This window comes from Pseudomonas profundi, from assembly GCF_008638305.1.
Classification (GTDB): Bacteria; Pseudomonadota; Gammaproteobacteria; order Pseudomonadales; family Pseudomonadaceae; genus Halopseudomonas; species Halopseudomonas profundi.
Genome location: NZ_VTPZ01000024.1, coordinates 1 through 17,518 on the forward strand (window position 1 = coordinate 1; position 17,518 = coordinate 17,518).

Annotated in this window: 16 protein-coding genes; 5 read left to right on the top strand and 11 right to left on the bottom strand. The window is 58.2% G+C overall.

What is annotated here, in order from left to right; all coding sequences use genetic code 11:
• From FZE95_RS18990 to FZE95_RS19000, 3 genes are all read left to right on the top strand, one after another.
• The coding region (locus FZE95_RS18990) for a bacteriophage T4 gp5 trimerisation domain-containing protein (protein ID WP_397387146.1) at nucleotides 1-609 on the top strand (609 nt) is incomplete at its 5' end.
• Nucleotides 606-3,905: a hypothetical protein gene (locus FZE95_RS18995; RefSeq protein WP_150302369.1), complete on the top strand. Its 3,300-nt coding sequence runs from the start codon at nucleotides 606-608 to the stop codon at nucleotides 3,903-3,905. The genes FZE95_RS18990 and FZE95_RS18995, both read left to right, overlap by 4 nt.
• Nucleotides 3,906-4,459: 554 nt before the next feature.
• On the top strand, nucleotides 4,460-5,089 hold the full coding sequence (locus FZE95_RS19000; protein WP_150302381.1) for a hypothetical protein: 630 nt from the start codon (nucleotides 4,460-4,462) through the stop codon (nucleotides 5,087-5,089).
• Between the two features lie 51 nt (nucleotides 5,090-5,140).
• Here FZE95_RS19000 and FZE95_RS19005 read toward each other — a convergent pair whose 3' ends face one another.
• Nucleotides 5,141-6,487 (bottom strand): Na+/H+ antiporter NhaC family protein, encoded by a 1,347-nt coding sequence (locus FZE95_RS19005; protein ID WP_150302370.1) that lies wholly within the window; start codon nucleotides 6,485-6,487, stop codon nucleotides 5,141-5,143.
• A gap of 378 nt (nucleotides 6,488-6,865) precedes the next feature.
• Nucleotides 6,866-7,408 (bottom strand): OmpA family protein, encoded by a 543-nt coding sequence (locus FZE95_RS19010; RefSeq protein WP_150302371.1) that lies wholly within the window; start codon nucleotides 7,406-7,408, stop codon nucleotides 6,866-6,868.
• A gap of 149 nt (nucleotides 7,409-7,557) precedes the next feature.
• Between FZE95_RS19010 and FZE95_RS19015 the strand changes: the two genes are divergently transcribed.
• A complete protein-coding gene (locus FZE95_RS19015; RefSeq protein ID WP_150302372.1) occupies nucleotides 7,558-8,199 on the top strand; it encodes a hypothetical protein in 642 nt (213 codons plus the stop codon).
• A gap of 29 nt (nucleotides 8,200-8,228) precedes the next feature.
• Here FZE95_RS19015 and FZE95_RS19020 read toward each other — a convergent pair whose 3' ends face one another.
• The 5 genes from FZE95_RS19020 to FZE95_RS19040 all read right to left on the bottom strand — a co-directional run bounded on the left by FZE95_RS19020 (nucleotide 8,229) and on the right by FZE95_RS19040 (nucleotide 13,120).
• The gene (locus FZE95_RS19020; protein WP_150302373.1) at nucleotides 8,229-8,930 is read right to left on the bottom strand and encodes an ABC transporter ATP-binding protein; all 702 of its coding nucleotides are present in this window, start codon (nucleotides 8,928-8,930) and stop codon (nucleotides 8,229-8,231) included.
• Nucleotides 8,931-8,939: 9 nt separating this feature from the next.
• Nucleotides 8,940-9,704, bottom strand: coding sequence for a high-affinity branched-chain amino acid ABC transporter ATP-binding protein LivG (gene livG / locus FZE95_RS19025; protein ID WP_190324604.1), 765 nt, complete (start codon nucleotides 9,702-9,704; stop codon nucleotides 8,940-8,942).
• Nucleotides 9,705-9,709: 5 nt separating this feature from the next.
• Complete coding sequence (locus tag FZE95_RS19030; RefSeq protein ID WP_150302374.1) at nucleotides 9,710-10,969, bottom strand: high-affinity branched-chain amino acid ABC transporter permease LivM; 1,260 nt, start codon at nucleotides 10,967-10,969, stop codon at nucleotides 9,710-9,712.
• Nucleotides 10,966-11,892 carry a high-affinity branched-chain amino acid ABC transporter permease LivH gene (gene livH, locus FZE95_RS19035; RefSeq protein ID WP_150302375.1) on the bottom strand — a complete coding sequence of 309 codons (927 nt, stop codon included), beginning with the start codon at nucleotides 11,890-11,892 and terminating at the stop codon, nucleotides 10,966-10,968. The genes FZE95_RS19030 and livH overlap by 4 nt, the downstream gene beginning before the upstream one ends.
• A gap of 100 nt (nucleotides 11,893-11,992) precedes the next feature.
• Entirely contained in the window at nucleotides 11,993-13,120 is a 1,128-nt protein-coding gene (locus FZE95_RS19040) for a branched-chain amino acid ABC transporter substrate-binding protein (RefSeq protein ID WP_150302376.1), read from the bottom strand.
• Nucleotides 13,121-13,411: 291 nt separating this feature from the next.
• Between FZE95_RS19040 and FZE95_RS19045 the strand changes: the two genes are divergently transcribed.
• Nucleotides 13,412-13,711: a DUF2288 domain-containing protein gene (locus tag FZE95_RS19045; protein WP_150302377.1), complete on the top strand. Its 300-nt coding sequence runs from the start codon at nucleotides 13,412-13,414 to the stop codon at nucleotides 13,709-13,711.
• 245 nt (nucleotides 13,712-13,956) lie between these two features.
• On the opposite strand, the gene phnE is transcribed toward FZE95_RS19045, so the two are convergent.
• Genes phnE through FZE95_RS19065 form a run of 4 tightly spaced genes read right to left on the bottom strand, consistent with a single transcriptional unit; the run spans nucleotide 13,957 to nucleotide 17,229 of the window.
• The gene (gene phnE / locus FZE95_RS19050; protein WP_150302378.1) at nucleotides 13,957-14,721 is read right to left on the bottom strand and encodes a phosphonate ABC transporter, permease protein PhnE; all 765 of its coding nucleotides are present in this window, start codon (nucleotides 14,719-14,721) and stop codon (nucleotides 13,957-13,959) included.
• A complete protein-coding gene (locus FZE95_RS19055; RefSeq protein ID WP_150302379.1) occupies nucleotides 14,718-15,554 on the bottom strand; it encodes a PhnE/PtxC family ABC transporter permease in 837 nt (278 codons plus the stop codon). Before FZE95_RS19055 ends, phnE begins: the two co-directional genes overlap by 4 nt.
• Nucleotides 15,545-16,369: a phosphonate ABC transporter ATP-binding protein gene (locus FZE95_RS19060; protein ID WP_150302380.1), complete on the bottom strand. Its 825-nt coding sequence runs from the start codon at nucleotides 16,367-16,369 to the stop codon at nucleotides 15,545-15,547. The genes FZE95_RS19055 and FZE95_RS19060 overlap by 10 nt, the downstream gene beginning before the upstream one ends.
• Entirely contained in the window at nucleotides 16,366-17,229 is an 864-nt protein-coding gene (locus FZE95_RS19065) for a putative selenate ABC transporter substrate-binding protein (RefSeq protein WP_150302383.1), read from the bottom strand. Before FZE95_RS19065 ends, FZE95_RS19060 begins: the two co-directional genes overlap by 4 nt.
• Nucleotides 17,230-17,518: the final 289 nt, after the last annotated feature.

The following is a 17,518-nucleotide window of genomic DNA, read 5'->3' on the forward strand; positions in this document are numbered from 1 at the left end:
AACGAAGAACAGATCTTCATCCATGCCCAGCGCGACTGGGAGCAGATCATCCAGCACAACCAGCGCATCCGCGTCGGCAACGAACGCCACGACCGCGTCGAAGCCAACAGCTACACCGAGCTGTTAGCCGAAGAACACCACACCACCCACAGCGACCGCCGCACAGAAATCAAGGCCGACGACCACCTGACCATCGCTGGAAACCAGCACATCAAACTAGGACAGGGGCAATTCATCGAAGCCGGACAGGAGATTCACCTGTCCAGCGGCATGAAGATAGTGCTCGAAGCCGGTAGTGAAATTACCTTCAAGGTCGGCGGTAGTTTTGTGAAGCTCGATCCCAGCGGTGTGACGTTAGTTGGGCCGGGTGTGAAGATGAATTCGGGCGGGAGTGCGGGTTCGGGGAGCGGGGCGGCGCCTTTACTGCCAGAGAAACCGGAGGGTGGCGAATTCGCTGCTGCAGGTGACCGTACCCACGGCACCGCGTCAAACCCGGAGGTATCGCTAGATTCGAAAGAGCCCGGACCCCACCAGTTGATCATAGATGTATGGGGCGACCCGGACGCCGGCGGACAGGTACAACTACTCGACCCGGAGAATGAAGCATGAACGAGCTGAAGGATCAGCCGATACAGCAAGGCACCCGCAAACGCACCGAGTATGAAGACGCGCGCCGAGCCAGGCTGGCTCTGAATATCGAACGCACCGACGGCGGCACTCTGCAAATTGTTATTGAAAATGATATGCGCAGCCACGAGGAAGAACCAGAAATTCAGCAGAATACCTTCCTCGCTGTCATGCCCTTGGCGCGGCTACCCGGTCACGACCGATATAATCAGTCACCAAAGGGCGCGCTGCCTCGTGCCGGACGGATCTATGTCTTTCGTAAAAAAAAGCTATGGCGGGAGCTGGTTTGCGATGGCCAGGGCAATCTGTCAGATGTGGACGTCACCCATTGGAGGCGGAAGTCAGAACAGCAAGATGCAGACAGCCGTCCTGCGGTAGGCAAGCAGCAAGCGCTTGTTCTTGTGCCCATGCTTTTACAGGGACGGTTTGTCGGTAATGAATACCAAATGGCCTATAGCGAGCTGCCCTGGACGTGGGAATACATTAGCTGGCTAGAGGAACGTAGTGATCGCATAAGCGCTCGATGTCATGAGGTAGGACCAGCCTGGGCGGCAGCTGTAGTCGGCGGAGAGCGATGGAGCGCCAGCCAAGCGATGCCCGTCGTAGTGATCGACAAGGAAACAGAAGGGCTGCGTCCACGCGATTTTAGCGTCGAAAGCCTGATGGATGATCCCGCGTTGTTCAAGCCTGCACTGGCCAACATTCCTGCTGGCGATTGGGCGGTCAAGTTACAGCAGGTTCTTGAGCAGCTCGCCACGTACGAAGGTGCGGATGTACCTCAACCTCTCACAACTTTTACTGCAGTCGCTGATGTTGTTGCCGAAAAAGCATTGCGAGGCTATCCAAAGCTGGTTGGGCTGATGCTTGACGACCCTCTTTTCGCGCTGCGTCATGCTATAGCGCAGATTCGGCAGGCAGAGCATTACTTGCTGGCACTGAATGCCTTGATACCCCGCCGCCCAAACGGTCGCTATGCCCAAGTGTTGCACAGTACGGTCATGCACGAGGCCGACAATCCCTTGACCAGATTCAGGAGCCATCTGGATACCAGCCAGTTGGACGACGCCGTTTTTGAGGTTCAGCGGCGTGAAGCACGTGATTACATGGAACACATTCTGGGGCGACTGATACAGCTCTTCGCCGGCAGCCGTCTGGCGTACGTAGCGCAGGACTGGCTGATGAGCAGGGACGAGCGACTGCTGGAGCCTTATATATGGTTGGCGGAGGCTCTGGATGCTCTTTGCAAAAATCCAGCCCAGTCAGATGTTCTACGCCTTGGCTCAATGAGCCGTGGTCTTCAGAACGCTATTGCCCGACTCAGTCAAAGCCTGCTGAGCGGCACACACGAGCTAACGCAAACTATGCTTGCGGGAAAGGATGGTGAGTTGCCAGAAGCGGTAATCCGTATCCAAGCCCTGGCCGAAGAAAGCCGGTCGCCAAAACCTGAAAATATGGGTTTAAGTAGTCTGCTGCAGGTAGTCGACGTCGATCCGGAAGATACTGACCGTGGGATGGTGTTCAAGAATCTGAATGCACTGGTCGGGGACGCACTGGAGTACTTTTCGCTGACAGTCCTGACCCATCTCAACAGGCTTAAGGCAAGTGAGGTCTTGATACAGGTCGAATTTCACCGACTGTTCGCACCCTCCTTTGGCGTTCTAAGCCGGCTCTCACCGAAGTGGCATGGACTCCAATTGATGACGGCCGGAGAGGCCCAAGCCCAGAATTTGCGGATTCTAGGGGTGGATACTGGCAATCTTCGTCATGGTCTCTCCCCTGCGGAGCGAACCTCTCTGAGCCGCAAACACTACCTCTACGGAAATATTCTTGATCACGAGAACCGTGTAATAGGGTCGAGCAGCCCGCGCCAGCTTGGCGGCAATCTGTTGCCCAATCAGGGAAGCGCAACATTGATCGTTGCTCCAGAAGATCACCCTGAGGTCCGTAAATTCAGTGCCTGGAAAACAACTTTAAGCGATCATGTCGAGGCAGTGGCCCGAACTCCTGCAATGCCATTGGTTGCTGTGGCATGTGCTCTGTATAACTTGCAGGCTCAAAGTATTGGCATGAAAGGGTTGTTGTCAGAAGGCACTGAAGGCGACATTCGATATCAAGCTGGAAAGCTTTCGGCGTTAGCTGATCTCGCTACGGCAATCGGAAGCATAACCAAACCGATACTGGGCCCAGGAAATGGGCTGGTTCATTTCCTTAATAAACCTCGTCTTGGAGTTCCTAAGCCTTTCACTCAATGGCGTGCCAATCTGATTGAACAAACTGGTAGTCCTAAACTACCGATTCTTCGAGCATTGTCTGGCGGGGCTGTACTGTATAGCGCTGTACTATGCACATGGGATGCTACGCGGGCCTGGCATCAAGGTGACCGGGACGCCGCTCTGGCTTATGGCATAGCAGCCACTGGCGGCGCTGCCTGGGGGGCTTATGCTTTAGGCATGTCGATCAACCCCATCGTGCTGGCCGCAGGTGCAGTATTGTTTATCGGCGGCAACATTGTCGCCGGCTGGTTGATTGATAGTGATATTGAAGCACTTCTGAAAAATGGACCCTTCGGCAAACAGCATGGCCGGACAGGCGTGCTCGACAGCCTGCTGGGCGACGATCAGCGATTCGCTCACCTTGCCGATCCGCAGAATGCCTATACACAGCTTCTTGGCATCCTTGGCAAGCCGGTAATCCGGGTCGAGCGCCTGGCGGACTGGATGCAGAGTGCTCCAACCTATCACAGCAAGCAGCTGGAGCGGATAAGTGGACAGCGGATGCTTCGTCCACACGCCTGCCAGCCACCAGATACCCAGCCCCTCGAAGCTGACGACTGGATAGTGACTCTGCATTCGCCGCTGCTTTCCATGTTCGGTCCAGGAGGACAATTTCGATTGCACGCAGTAGAGCAAGTAGGAGTATTGCCGCTTACCGGTATGTTTAATGTCGAGCGGGTTGAGCATCGTGTCATTGATGACGCTAAAGTGTCAGCCCTGCCGTTGGACGACGCCACTGCACTCTATGTTTTACCTAAGAAATTTCCCTTGTTGAAACTGACATCTTTGCAACGCCGTCATAATCAGGTCAGCCAGCGTCTCAAAATTATGGCCCAGTTTCGCATTGATATCGGAAAGGCGACAGGCCAGTCGCTTGTGTTGCCCCAGCCCAGTCCGAAACGTTGGCAACCTTATAGCGCTGCTTTTCTCCGCACTCCTTCGCTGAATGCCAAGTCTAATGAGGCGCCTTACTGGCTAATCGAAACCACGGAATTCAAGGTATGACCACTCAGGAAAGACACCCCTCGTATGGTCCCGGAGCTTTCGCTGCTAGCAATATTCCTGCGCTGGCACCAGAAAAGAGTGTTCGCGTCGGCGTGATGGATAGCCGGTTGGCCTGGGGGCACTACGCCGGGCTAGATTCCGCCGTTGAAGTGGAGCATCAACTTGAAGCAGAGTTTCATACCACCTATGAAAGGCAGGTACGTGAAGATAGGGGGCAGCATATTTACTGCAATGCTAGACGATGGAACTTTGAAAACGTGAGTCGGGTGCCGTACATCCTGTTTATCTTGAAATTAATGTGCTACATCTTCCCATTCTTCGTGTGGGGACCAAAAATATCTTCTGTTCTAGAAAGCGATTTTGCGGTATCAGCGGTAAGCGTGTTGCTAGTTATTATTAGCCTGGCCCTGTTCAGCAAACGTTGGCTATACGGATTTCTGTTGCTGGCTTCGAGTGCTGTATTCACCGCCGCTATCATCGCCTGGGACCAAAACGCCCTATGGGGTTACTGGTCGGAACAGACGGCGTTCTGGCTTGGTATGATTTTGTTCTCGATAGGGCTGTTCGGCGCGGATGCGCTGCTATGGATTTATGCTCGGTTCTATACCCACGACGGCAGCGGCTTTGACCGGCGTGAGGGTACGCTGACCATCGCCCGGCGTTTTCGTAAACCTTTTGTCGCTCCATTCTACGAGTTTGATGCGGTTTGCCAGTTACAGCTGACGCCGCACGGGGGCCATGACTATGTCCTCTGGCTGCATCACCGCTATACCAGCACCAAAGTATGCCTGGCCACCAAGTTGCATAGCCTGGGTCTGGACAAACCCAACCTGTTGGCGTTCTGGGACACCCTGCAGCGGTACATGGATGTCGAGCAGCCTTTGCCGGATTTGCCTATCCTTGAACAGAGCAGACACCTTGATCCGGTGACAGCCGCCCACGATCAGACGTGTGGTCGTACATCCCGGTATTGGCGCGATATTGATGCGAAGACGTGGAGTCGGAGGGAGGGACGCGGGCTGCGCGAAAAACTGGCAGCCTATCCTTGGCAGCAACACGCTTGCATTCTGCAAGAGAAGATTGATCCAGACTTAAGTATCGAAAGCTACTACCGAAAGCAGGAAGCCAAGGGCATCCATGCTACGCCCAAGGGCGATGACTTTGACGACATCCACAGGGGTTAGCTGAACGGACGCGAGTGCAAAACGCCTGTCCGCCAGGCTCCGTGTAGGTGATTACCCAATCTCCCCCGCATCCTCCGTAATCTCCCCACGCGGCCGGGGAAATCCGGCAATAATCGCGACAATGGCAACTGCACCTAGCAACCAGCAGTAGTGCACCTGGCCGGCCAGTATTAATGGAGATACGCCAGCAAGGGAGCCTGCCAGGAGGATCTGGGCGCCGTAGGGGATCAGGCCCTGGATTACGCAGGAAAAGATGTCCAGCAGGCTCGCGCTGCGGCGGCGGTCTACGTTGTAGTGACCGGCCAGGTCCCGGGCGACGCTGCCGCTGACGATGATCGCGACGGTGTTGTTGGCCACGAACAGGTTGGCCAGGCTTACCAGCGCGGCGATTGCCGCTTCACCACTGCGGCGTCCGGCCTGGCCGAGTTTTGCGGTTATGTTCTGAATGGTTTGCCGCAGCCAGGCTAGGCCGCCTTCGCGCTTCATGATCGCTGATAACCCGCCGATGAACATCGAGAGCACGGCGATCTCCAGCATGCCTTCGAAGCCCCTGTAGATATCGTTACCCCAACTGGCGACCGAGTAATCATCACCTAGAAACATGCCGGTAAATCCTGATAGGACGATTCCGGCCATCAATACGGCGAGCACGTTCAGACCACTCAGCGCCAGTACCAGTACGGCAAGATAGGGCAACACGAGCATAAATTGGTAGTCGGCGAGAGCAGGCTCGGTAGCGGTGTCTCCAAGTATGAACAGAAGTATCAGCGTCAATGCTGCCGCCGGCAGAGCGATCATCAGGTTCAGCTTGAACTTGTCGCGCATGGCGACGCCCTGGGTGCGGGTTGCAGCGATGGTGGTATCGGAGATGATCGACAGGTTGTCACCTGCCATGGCGCCGCCAATGACCGCGCCCATGGCCGCCGGAACCGAGATGCCGGTGGCTTCGGCAAAGCCCAGCGCAACGGGTGCAACCGCGCCAATGGTGCCCATGGATGTACCCATGGCTGTCGAAATGAACGCGGCAATCAGAAATAGACCGGGCAGCACGAAAGCCGGCGGTATGAAGCTCAGGCCCATGTTGACCGTCGCTGTTACGCCGCCGATCGCATCGGTAACGGTGGCGAATGCGCCAGCGAGGAAAAAGACCAGCACCATGGTGATGATATTGCTGTTGCCGATGCCGGCAATGAAGGTATCCAGGCTTCGATTAAGCCCCTCCCGCGCGAGCAGGATGGCCAGGACAATGGCTGGCAGTATCGCGACCGGAGCTTTGATCTGATAGAACGCGAACTCGGTCCCGATCAGGGAATAGTAGGTGCCGCTGCCAAGGAATATCAGAAGAAACAGCAGTAGCGGGAGCAGGGCGATGGCGCGGGGCTGAGGGCGTTCTTTCATATCGTTTCCGTAGGTCATCGGACGCAAAGGGCGCAAGTGTAAGCCAGCACTACGAACATAGACCAGCGCTGCGGACGAAGTTGGCGTAGCGCAGGCGCGCTACACCCCCAGGGTGGCGTTGCTTGGCGCGCTGTATTTTATGATCTGGCACAGCGGTTGCGGCCTGGGTTTCCCTGGGGTTGGCGTGCGTCTCGGGCCGCGTTCGGACGCGCCGACAATGTTTGGGGTGGCTTGCGAGCTCTGGCGTATCGCAGGCGCGCTACACCCCCAGGACCACGTTCGAACTCGCCGAGAGGCGTGCGGCCGAGCAGTATCAGAATGATAAGTTTCTTGGAAAGATGTATTGGCTACCCCGGAACCGGGGCAGCCAGAAGTAGGTTACTCAGCCATCGCCATGCTTGTGATGGCGGGAGTCATTACGATCTCTACACGACGGTTTTTATGACGACCGGTCTCGGTGCTATTGTCTGCGCGGGGTTCTTCTTCGCCCATGCTGCTTAATTGCATGCGCTTACGGCTGACACCGCCTAACATGAGGACATTGGCTACAGCCTGGGCGCGTTCGAGGCTCTGTTGTTCGTTCAGCGTGTCTTCGCCGGCGCTGTCGCTATGGCCGATTACAGAGAAAAGGGTTTCTTCGTCGTCGCGGATAGCCTTGGCAATTTTGCTCAACGGGACCAGGCCAGACGGTAGAAGCAGGGTACGCTTGGGATGGAAGTTGCCATCTACTGGAATAATCAGGCGAATCTGCTCGCCTTCGCGTTCAATTTCGTAGCCCTGGGATTCGGCTACCTTGGTGAGATGCTCCACGCGCGGTTCAGCCCACGGCTTGGAAATCTGGACAGGTTCTGGTGCTTTGGAAGCGCAGGCCGCCATAGCAAGACTAAGGGTGAAAACGGCAACTACTTTTATGGTTTTCATGCACGCGTCCAAAATCAAGAGCTTGGGAGGAATAACTGGAGTTGTCTATAACTCGCTGTTGCCGAAGGGTAGCATTCTGGCGCAATTCTGTGACCAATTGTAGCCAGTGTTTTCCTAGACGAAAGTGTTATTAGAGAAGGGGTTCACATATGCGACTTGGTTTAAGGGCTGTTTGCTTCGCGCTGTGCGGCAGTTCCGTTTTGCTGTCCGGTTGTGCATCGTTGCCCTGGTCGTCGGCCGAGAGCGATAGGGTGGTGGGCTTGCTCGAAAGGAACGGGGACGAATGGACTGTACAGCGGTGTCGCGATGATTCCATCGTCAATGTTGAAGGCGCGGCCGCTGTGGAGCAGTTGTTCCAGCGCGTTGCGCAGCCGGGGCAGATCGCAATCTTTGTCGACATCGAAGGGACTGTTCGAGATGACAGGTTACTAACCAGCCGGGTGCTGCGTATGCAGTCCACCGGCAGGGGTTGCGCCGATGAACCGCAATCGGGCCAATGGATCGCCCGCGGCATTGGTGATTCCTGGCGCCTGGTAGTGGACCGCCAGGGCATCCGCTTCGACGGCCTGGCCGATCAGGAAGCGGGGCCAGTGCCGATGATCGCTGAAAGCCTGCCAGATGGTTCGATGAGCTTTCGGGGGGCGGAGGGTAATGACCTTGAGTTGTGGCTTTATCCGCAGCACTGCTTTGATAACGCTGGAGACTACCGCCATTTGACTGCAACGTTGACGGTTGATGGCAGACGCCTGAACGGCTGTGCCTATAAAGGCACGGATGCGGCCACGCCCTGAACGTCTGGCCAGGCGGAGTGAACGGATGCCTAGCCGCCCAGATAGGCGCTACGTACCTGCGGGTTGGCCAGTAGCGCCTCGCCGGTATCCTGCAGCACGATGCGGCCATGCTCCATAACGTAACCGCGATCCGCTAGCTTGAGCGCCTGATTGGCGTTCTGCTCGACGAGAAAGATGGTTACGCCGTTGCGCCGCAATTGTTCAATGATCCCGAATATCTGCTGGATGATGATCGGCGCGAGACCCAGCGACGGCTCGTCCAGCAGCAATAACCTCGGTTTGCTCATCAGTGCGCGCCCGATCGCCAGCATCTGTTGTTCGCCGCCGGACATGGTGCCGGCGCGTTGCTGGTAGCGCTCCTTGAGGCGCGGAAAGAGTTCAAGCGTGGCGTCGAGTTGCTTGTCGAATTCATCGCCGCGGACAAAGTACCCGCCCATGGTGAGGTTTTCCTCCACGGTGAGGCGGGAAAACACGCGGCGGCCCTCGGGCACGATGGCGATGTCCTTGCGCATGATCTGCGCGGTGGTCAGGCAGGTCAGCTCCTGACCCTCATAACGAATGCTGCCACTGGTAGCGCGCGGATCGCCGCACAACGTCATTAATAGCGTCGTTTTGCCCGCGCCGTTGGCACCGATCAGCGTGACAATTTCGCCACATTGCACCTGGATACTGATGTCGTGCAGCGCCTGGATCTTGCCGTAGTGGGTCGAAACGTTATCGAAAACCAGCATGCAATATCCTCAGGTTTCGCCCAGATAGGCCTTGATCACATCCGGGTTTTGCCGGATTTCCTCCGGCGTGCCTTCAGCGAGCGGGCAGCCCTGGTTGATCACCACGATGCGATCAGAAATGCTCATCACCAGCTTCATATCGTGCTCGATCAGCAGGATGGTCAGCTTGTGGGTGTTACGTAATTCTGCGATCAGCTCTTTCAGGTCCTCGGTCTCGCGCGGATTGAGCCCGGCCGCGGGTTCGTCCAGCATCAGGAGCGTGGGTTGGGTGACCATGCAACGGGCGATTTCCAGCCGTCGCTGTTGCCCATACGCCAGGGTATTGGCCTTGCGGTTGGCAAACTCCAGCAGATTGACGCGCTCCAGCCAGTAGGCTGCGCGCTCCATGGCTTCATTCTCGCTGCGGCGGAAGGCCCGGGTCTTGAACAATCCGGCGAGCATGCTGGTGTTCATGTTGTGGTGCTGGGCGACCAGCAAATTTTCCACTACGGACATTTCCTTGAACAGCCGCACATGCTGGAAGGTCCGAACCATGCCCCGGCGCGCGACCTTGAAGCCCGGCAGGCCCTGAATATCTTCACCGCGAAACAGAATGCGCCCGGCGCTGGGCTTGTAGAAACCGGTCAGGCAGTTGAATACCGTCGTCTTGCCGGCACCGTTGGGGCCGATCATCGAGACGATCTGTTGCGGCATGATTTTCAGCTCTACGCCGTCCACCGCCAACAGGCCGCCAAAGCGCATGGTCAGGCTGGATACGTCGAGCAAAGGTTGAATGGCGCTCACGTCCGTAACTCCAAGTGCGGGCGTTTCATCGGCAGCAGCCCCTGCGGGCGCCAGATCATCATCAGTACCATCAGCAGACCGAACAGCAGCATGCGGTATTCATCGAACTGGCGAGCGACTTCGGGCAGTAGCGTCATGATGATCGCCGCCAGAATCACGCCCACCTGCGAGCCCATGCCGCCCAATACGACGATGGCGAGAATGATTGCAGACTCGATGAAGGTAAAGGATTCCGGGCTGATAAACCCCTGCCGGGCGGCGAAGAAGCAGCCGGCGAACCCGGCAAAGGTCGCGCCTATGGTGAAAGCGTTGAGCTTGACCGCTGTGGGATTGATGCCCAGCGAGCGGCAGGCGATCTCATCTTCGCGCAAGGCTTCCCAGGCGCGCCCGACGGGCATGCGCAGCAAACGGTTGATGACGTAAAGCGTGATCAGCACCAGCACCAGTGCCAGAAAATACAGGAACATTACCCGGTGCACCGAGCTGTACTCGATTCCGAAAAATTCATGGAAAGTTTGCATGCCGTCACTGGCGCGGCGGCTGAATTCCAGTCCGAACAGGGTCGGCTTGGGAATGCCGCCAATCCCGTTCGGGCCGCTGGTCAGCCAGGTCATGTTGTTCAACAGGATACGGATGATCTCGCCAAATCCGAGCGTCACGATTGCCAGGTAGTCGCCGCGCAGCCGCAGCACCGGAAAGCCCAGCAGAAAGCCGAACAATGCCGCCATTGCGCCAGCGGCAAACAGTCCGGGCCAGAACCCAATGTCGAAGTACATCGCCAGCAGCGCATAGGTGTAGGCGCCGACGGCATAGAAGCCCACATAGCCTAGATCCAGCAGCCCGGCCAGACCGACGACGATATTCAGTCCCAGCCCCAGCATGATGTAGATGAGCACCAGGGTTGCCAGATCAGTGCCGCCACGGTCAGCGTAGAAGGGCCAGATCAACGCAGCGGCAATAAGGAAACACCAGAACAGCCGACGTACTACCGGCTTTTCAGTGACCGCGGTCAAGCCGGCGGGGCTTTTGGGTATTCCTGGCAGGGCTCGCCATAGCCCATCCAGTTGATCGCGAAACAGATTGAACAGGAACATGAAGAGCGCTGCGGCGGCGATCTTCCAGTACACATCGGGTCCGGCTCCGGTAACAATCAACCCGCCGCCCGACTGGCTGAGGCGGACACCCATGAGCAGGCCAGTCAATGCAATGACGACGGCCGCAGAGATAATCGCTGCTTTAAAGTTGTGCCGGGTCATACCTTTTCCACCTCCGGCCGACCGAGAATGCCGCTGGGGCGGAACAGCAACACCAGTATCAGCAGACTGAAGGCGACCACATCCTTGTATTCGCTGCTGAAATAGCCGGCTGTCATGGCTTCGGTTACACCCAACAGCAGCCCGCCCAGCACCGCGCCAGGGATGCTGCCGATACCGCCGAGTACCGCCGCCGTGAACGCCTTCAGCCCGGCCATAAAGCCTATATAGGGGTTCACCACCCCGTAATACATGCCCAGCAATACCCCGGCGACTGCTGCCAGCGCTGCGCCGATAACAAAGGTCAAAGCGATGATGCCGTTGGTATTGATGCCCAGCAGATTGGTCATCTTCAAGTCCTCGGCGCAGGCGCGGCAGGCACGACCCATGCGTGAGCGGGTAATGAACAGCGTCAACAGCGTCATGGATATCAGCGTGACGGCGAAGATGATCATCTGCATATAGGAAAGCGTTGCGCTGAAGCCTTCAGGCGGGCCGATATTAATACCGCCGGGTATCAGGTTCGGCATGGCGATGTCCCGCGATCCCTGTGCCAGGCGCACCAGATTCTGCAGAAAAATCGACATGCCAATCGCAGAAATCAACGGAATCAACCGATTGCCGCCACGCAGTGGCCGGTAAGCAACACGCTCGATGCTGTAGCCGTAGGCGCTGGTGACTATCATGCTGATGATGAAGGTGCCGATGATCATCAGCGGCAGGAACTCGATACCGAACATCGCCAGTGCCGCAATGGAGATGAACGCGATATAGCTGCCGATCATGTACACCTCGCCGTGGGCGAAGTTGATCATGCCGATAATGCCGTAGACCATGGTGTAGCCGATGGCGATCAAGGCGTAGGTGCTGCCGACGGTCAGGCCGTTCAGCAGTTGCTGGACAAAGTAATAAAGCGAATCGGGCATGGCCACAACACCTGAAAAGGGACAGGACGGTCAATGCGGGCAGCAGTAAGGGCACAACAACAGGCCCGTGGGGTTACCAGCGGGCCTGTGGACATTTTCATTACTCTGACAATGCGGTTTTGCTGGAGTCGGCGTGCCACTCGTAGACCACAAAATTGAAGTCCTTGAGATCGCCTTTTTCATCGAAGCTCAGCGTGCCGGTGGGTGTCTCGAAGCTGTTTGAGCGCAATGCCTCGGCGACGTCGAATGGATCAGTGCTGTCGGCCAGCTTGATACCGTCTGCGATTACCTGCACCGCAGCATAAGCGGGGAATACGAAGGCACCGGAGGGGTCTTCATTCTTGGCCTCGAAGGCTTTTACCAGGTCAGCGTTCTTCGGATCTTCATCGAACGCCTTGGGCAGTGTCACCAGCATACCCTCGGACGCTTCGCCGGCAATTGCCGAGATGTCCGTGTTGCCGACACCTTCCGGCCCCATAAAGGTGGCGTTGAGACCCTGCTCTCTGGCCTGGCGCAGAATCAGCCCCAGCTCAGGGTGATAGCCACCGTAATACACGAAGTCCACATCGGCCTGCCGCAGTCTGGAAATAAGCGCAGAGAAGTCCTTGTCGCCGGCGGTGATGCCTTCAAACAGGGCGACGTCGATATCATTCTCGCGCAGTACATCGCGCACCGCAGTGGCTATGCCTTCGCCGTACTGCTGTTTGTCATGCACCACCGCAACCTTCTTCGGCTTGACCTTCTCGGCAATATATTGGCCGGCGGTTGGTCCCTGCAGGCTGTCCAGCCCGATGGTACGGAAGATCAGTTCGTAACCACGGCTGGTGATCTCGGGGCTGGTCGAGGCAGCAGTGATCATCAGGATGCCTTCGTCTTCATAGATATCGGAGGCGGGCTGGGTAGAGCTGGAGCAGAGATGGCCGACCACGAACTGGATGTCTTCATTGACGATACGGTTGGCCACGGCGACGGCCTGTTTCGGGTCGCAGGCGTCATCGAATATCACGCCCTCGAGCTGGCTGCCGTTCACTCCGCCCGCAGCGTTGATCCGGTCGATGGCCATCTTCGCACCGATGAATTGCATGTCCCCGTATTGCGCGACGGGTCCCGTTACCGGCCCGGCCAGGGCGATCTTGATGTTGTCCGCGGCCATCGCAAAGCCGGTGGCGCCAGCCATGGCGGCCACTGCGATCATTCGTGAAAGGGCTTTCCTGTATGGTTTTTTCATTCTTCTGCTCACTGTCATCCGTACGATTGAGGGGCCTGCAGGCTGTCGCAACGCAGTTTATTCTGTGAACTCCATAGCAGCAGTCTAGCAACGGCTTGCGAAGCTGGGAAACCGAGCGGCAAAAAAGTCGCGAAGTGCCAGTAATCACCGCTCGGGGCGGCGACTAGCGACAGGGTCCAGGCCTGTCAGGGTGATGGCAGCTGCGGGACGACACTCGGCAGCGGAGGGCAAGCTCGTTTTCACCGCGCCGGGGCGTTAATATGCCCGGCTTATTGATAGCCGGAGCATCCCATGACCGAACCCACCGATACCTATGCAGCTATTCTCGGTGCCACCGCCAAGATCGAATGGAAAGCCCTTGAACCGCATTTTGCTCGCGGCCAGGTGTTATGGGCGGCAACGGATCTGGATCTGGTCGAGGTCGCTCAGGCGTTGATCAAGGATGACAGCGCGGCAGTGAAAGGCTGGATGGACCAGAGCAAGGTCGCGCTGGCGACGGATGAGCAAGCGCAGGACTGGCACGCGCGCGACCCGGATAATCTGTGGGCGGTGGTCGTGCGCCCCTGGGTGTTGGTGCAGGAGCGCAGTTAGGGAGCGTCTGAATAACTACTGCGCTCGGCCATGCTGCGTTGAAACCCTCCCGAAACTCGGCGTCTCAAAATGCTCATTTACAGCACGTAAACGGGTACGCCAGCCCGGTCCGCTTTTTCGTCGGATTTCGCCTTGCCTGACCTTCGCTCGCTACGTTCTTCAGAGGCTCCCTAGCGCGAGGCTGGCGCCCACACCGGCATGNTAGCGCGAGGCTGGCGCCCACACCGGCATGGGCGCAAATACGTCTACCCGAGTCGCGCCCGCAGCCAGGCGCTCAAGGCGTCCACCAGCAATACCATGATGATCATGGCCAGGATGACGGTCATCGCCCGCGGCTGCTGAAACAGACTGAGCGTCACGTACAGCATCTGCCCCAGCCCGCCGGCGCCGACGAACCCGAGCACTGCGGCCATACGGATATTGTTCTCCCACCGATACAGGCTGTACGCGACCCATTGCGGCATCACGTTGGGCAGGGTACCGTAGCAGAACGCGGCAACCGGGCCAGCGCCTGCATCACGTAGCGCCTGCGCAGGTGCGGTCGGGGTGTTTTCCAGCGCTTCGGCAAACAGGCGTCCGAGCACACCGGCGGTGTGCAGTGCGATGGCCAGAGTGCCGGCGAAGGGCCCGAGCCCAGCAGCCAATACCATCAATGCCGCCCACACCAACTCGGGCACGGAGCGCAGCGCATTGAGCAGCAAGCGCGACAGGCTCTTGGCAATGCGCCCCAGCCGGCCGGCGGCGAACAGGCTTAACGCTGCGCCGGCCAAGGCAGCTAGCAGGGTGCCGATGGCGGAAATCGCCAGCGTTTCCAAAGCGCCGCGCGCTATTTTTGAGAGCCAGTCCGGCGAAGTCTCCGGCGGAAAGAACGACTGGGCGTAGCTGAGCATCTGCTCCGGGCTGTCGCCACGGAACAAGCCGAGTAGATCCATACCCAGGTAAACAAACGAAGCGATCAGCGCTGCGATTATGGCGCTGCTCCAGAGCAATGCTTCGAGCCGCCGACTCATGCCAGCCTCCGGCGTAGCAGCGTGCTGAGTTGATCGGCCAGCAACACCAGAACCAGGAAGGTGAGCAGAATGCTGACCACCTCACCGCCGGCAAACATGCGGATCGACAAGTCGATCATTTGTCCGAGTCCGCCAGCGCCGACAAAGCCCATGATGACCGAGGCGCGCACGGCGCACTCCCAGCGGTAGATGGTGTAGGACATAAGCTCCTGCGCAGCGGCCGGCAACACGCCGTAGAAAAACGCCGCCAAGCGGGAGCTGCCCGCCTGCATCAACGCCCGTGCCGGGCGCTGATCCACTGATTCGTAAATTTCCGCATACACCTTGCCGAGCATGCCGCTATAGGTAATGGCGATTGCCAGCACGCCGGCGGTGGGACCGAGCCCGACCGCACGAACAAACAACAGCGCCCAGACGATTTCCGGAATGCTGCGCAGCAGAATCAGGAGTAAACGCACCGGATAGCGTGCCGCGCTGGCCCAGCGTGAAGGGCGACCGGTTAATAAGGCAGACACGGAAAGCGCCCGGCTGGCCAACAGGCTGAGCGGTATGGCCAGTAACAGCGCCAGAGCCAGGCCGGCGGTGGCCATGGCCAGGGTTTCCAGCGTCGCCTTGCCGAGCAGGGCAAGAAATTCCGGCGAGGTTTCCGGCGGCCAGAATCCGGCTAAGAAACGGCTGAACACGTCCAGATTGCGCGGATCAACCAGGGTGGCGGGCGCAAACTCAGTAATAACCAGACCAGGCCACAGCACAGCGACGGCCAGCACGGTAATAAACAGGCGGGGCAGGGCAGCCGGATCGCGACTGGCCGCAGCGGGTGATGCTAGAAGCATCGCGGCGCGGTCCGGGGCAGGTTTTCCTGTAGGGGGGCGCTGACGTGTGCCGGTTCGGTCGTAGCAGCCTGCAGGCTTGCATTTACGTACAGGCCGTTGAGGTCTTTGTCGGTTACTTCAGTAGCAGCGCAGTCGAACAGAATACTGCCGTCGCGCAGACCAATCACCCGCGGGAAGTGTCGTAAGGCCAGATCCACGGCGTGCAGACTGGCAACCAGGGTAATCCCGCGCTCGTCAGCAATGCGGTTGAGCAATGCCAAGGTATGGTCCGCCAGCACCGGGTCCATGGCGGAAACCGGCTCATCGGCCAACAACAGATCAGCGCCCTGATACAACACGCGGGCAATACCGACGCGCTGAAGCTGCCCACCGGACAGCTGATCACACCGTGCGAAGAGCTTGTCCGCCAGATCCAGCGGCTGAAGTGCGGCGCGGGCGCCTTCGGCGTCCAATGGATAACAAAGCGATGCCAGCGCACGCGGCAACGACCATTGGCCGAGCCTTCCAGCCAGTACCGCGGTAACGACTCTTTGCCGCGGTGGCAGGGGCGGGCTCTGGTGAATCAAACCGATACGCGTGCGGAGTTGGCGCAGTGTGCGGCCACGCAGTTGCGTCGGGTCATTATCCAACAGGCTCAGGCGACCGGCGCTGGGATGCAGGCCGGTGCCAAGCAGGCGCAATAGGGTGGTTTTGCCGGCACCGGACGGGCCGATAATCGCCACCCGTTCGCCGGCGGCGATTGTCAGATCAAGCTTTTCAAGTGCCCGAAAACCACCGGGATGGGTCAAGCCCACCCCGTCCAGTCGGATGCTCACTCCAGCAGGCCGGCAGCGCGTGCAGCTTCCTCGATGCCCTTATAGTTCTCGGCATTGGTTTCGATAAAGCGCGAGGCGCGCTGCAGATCAAGGATTTCTTTGTGCTCGGGGTTTTCCGGGTCCAGCTTGAGGAAGGCCTGCTTGATCTTCTCGGACAGCTCTTCGCCCAGATCGCCACGTACGGTCCAGTTGTAGTCGAAATAGGTCGGCGTGCGGTTATATACCCGTACCTTGTCGGTATCGACCTTGCCATCTTCAACCAGCTTGTCCCACACCGATGCATTGAGCACGCCAGCATCCACACGGCCGGATTCGACCCAGGCGACGGTGGCATCATGCGCGCCGGAGAAGGCGACGCGGCTGAAGAAGTCATCCGGAGCGATACCGTCCTGCTGCATGAAATAGCGCGGCATCAGGTGGCCCGAGGTCGAAGAGACCGAACCAAAGGCGAAGCTCTTGCCTTCCAGGTCAGAGTGTTTGGTTACGTCTTCATCGGCCGTAATAAAGGTGCTGGTGAATACCTCATCCTGTTCACGTTGTACCAGTGGAATTGCATCCCCGGTGCGCAAACGCGCCTGCACGAAGGTGAAACCGCCCAGCCAGGCCATATCCAGCCGCTTGGCACCAAGCGCTTCAACCACGCCCGCGTAATCGGATACCGGCTGGAATTTCACTTCCATGCCCAACTCTTTCTCCAGATATTCACCGAGCGGCTCGAATTTGCGCAGCAGTTCAGTCGGCGCCTCGTCAGGAATAGCGGATACGCGCAAAACCTCGGTATCGGCGGCGTGGGCAACAGGGAAAATGGAAGCAACAGACAGGCACAAACCAGCCATTACGGCCAGCGGACGTGTAATCATCGACATGTGTTTCTCCGGTTCAATAGCGGAAGACTCCTGACCGGGTGTCGAGGCCAGCCAGGGCGTGGCGCAAGTTTACTGCATCGCACAATAGTGGCAAGCGGTCTGGGTGGCTGAAACCAAGCCCAACCCGGACAATAACCTTGGAACATCTCGGCTATCTATACAGTAGGAGTGTCGACCTCGGCACGACGGCGGCCGAAGGACGCCCCGGGGTTAGTAGGTAAAGTAAAATCAGCTGGCCTGGCGGCCAGCATCGCCGCGAGTCGCGCCTTGTATGGTTTTCCTA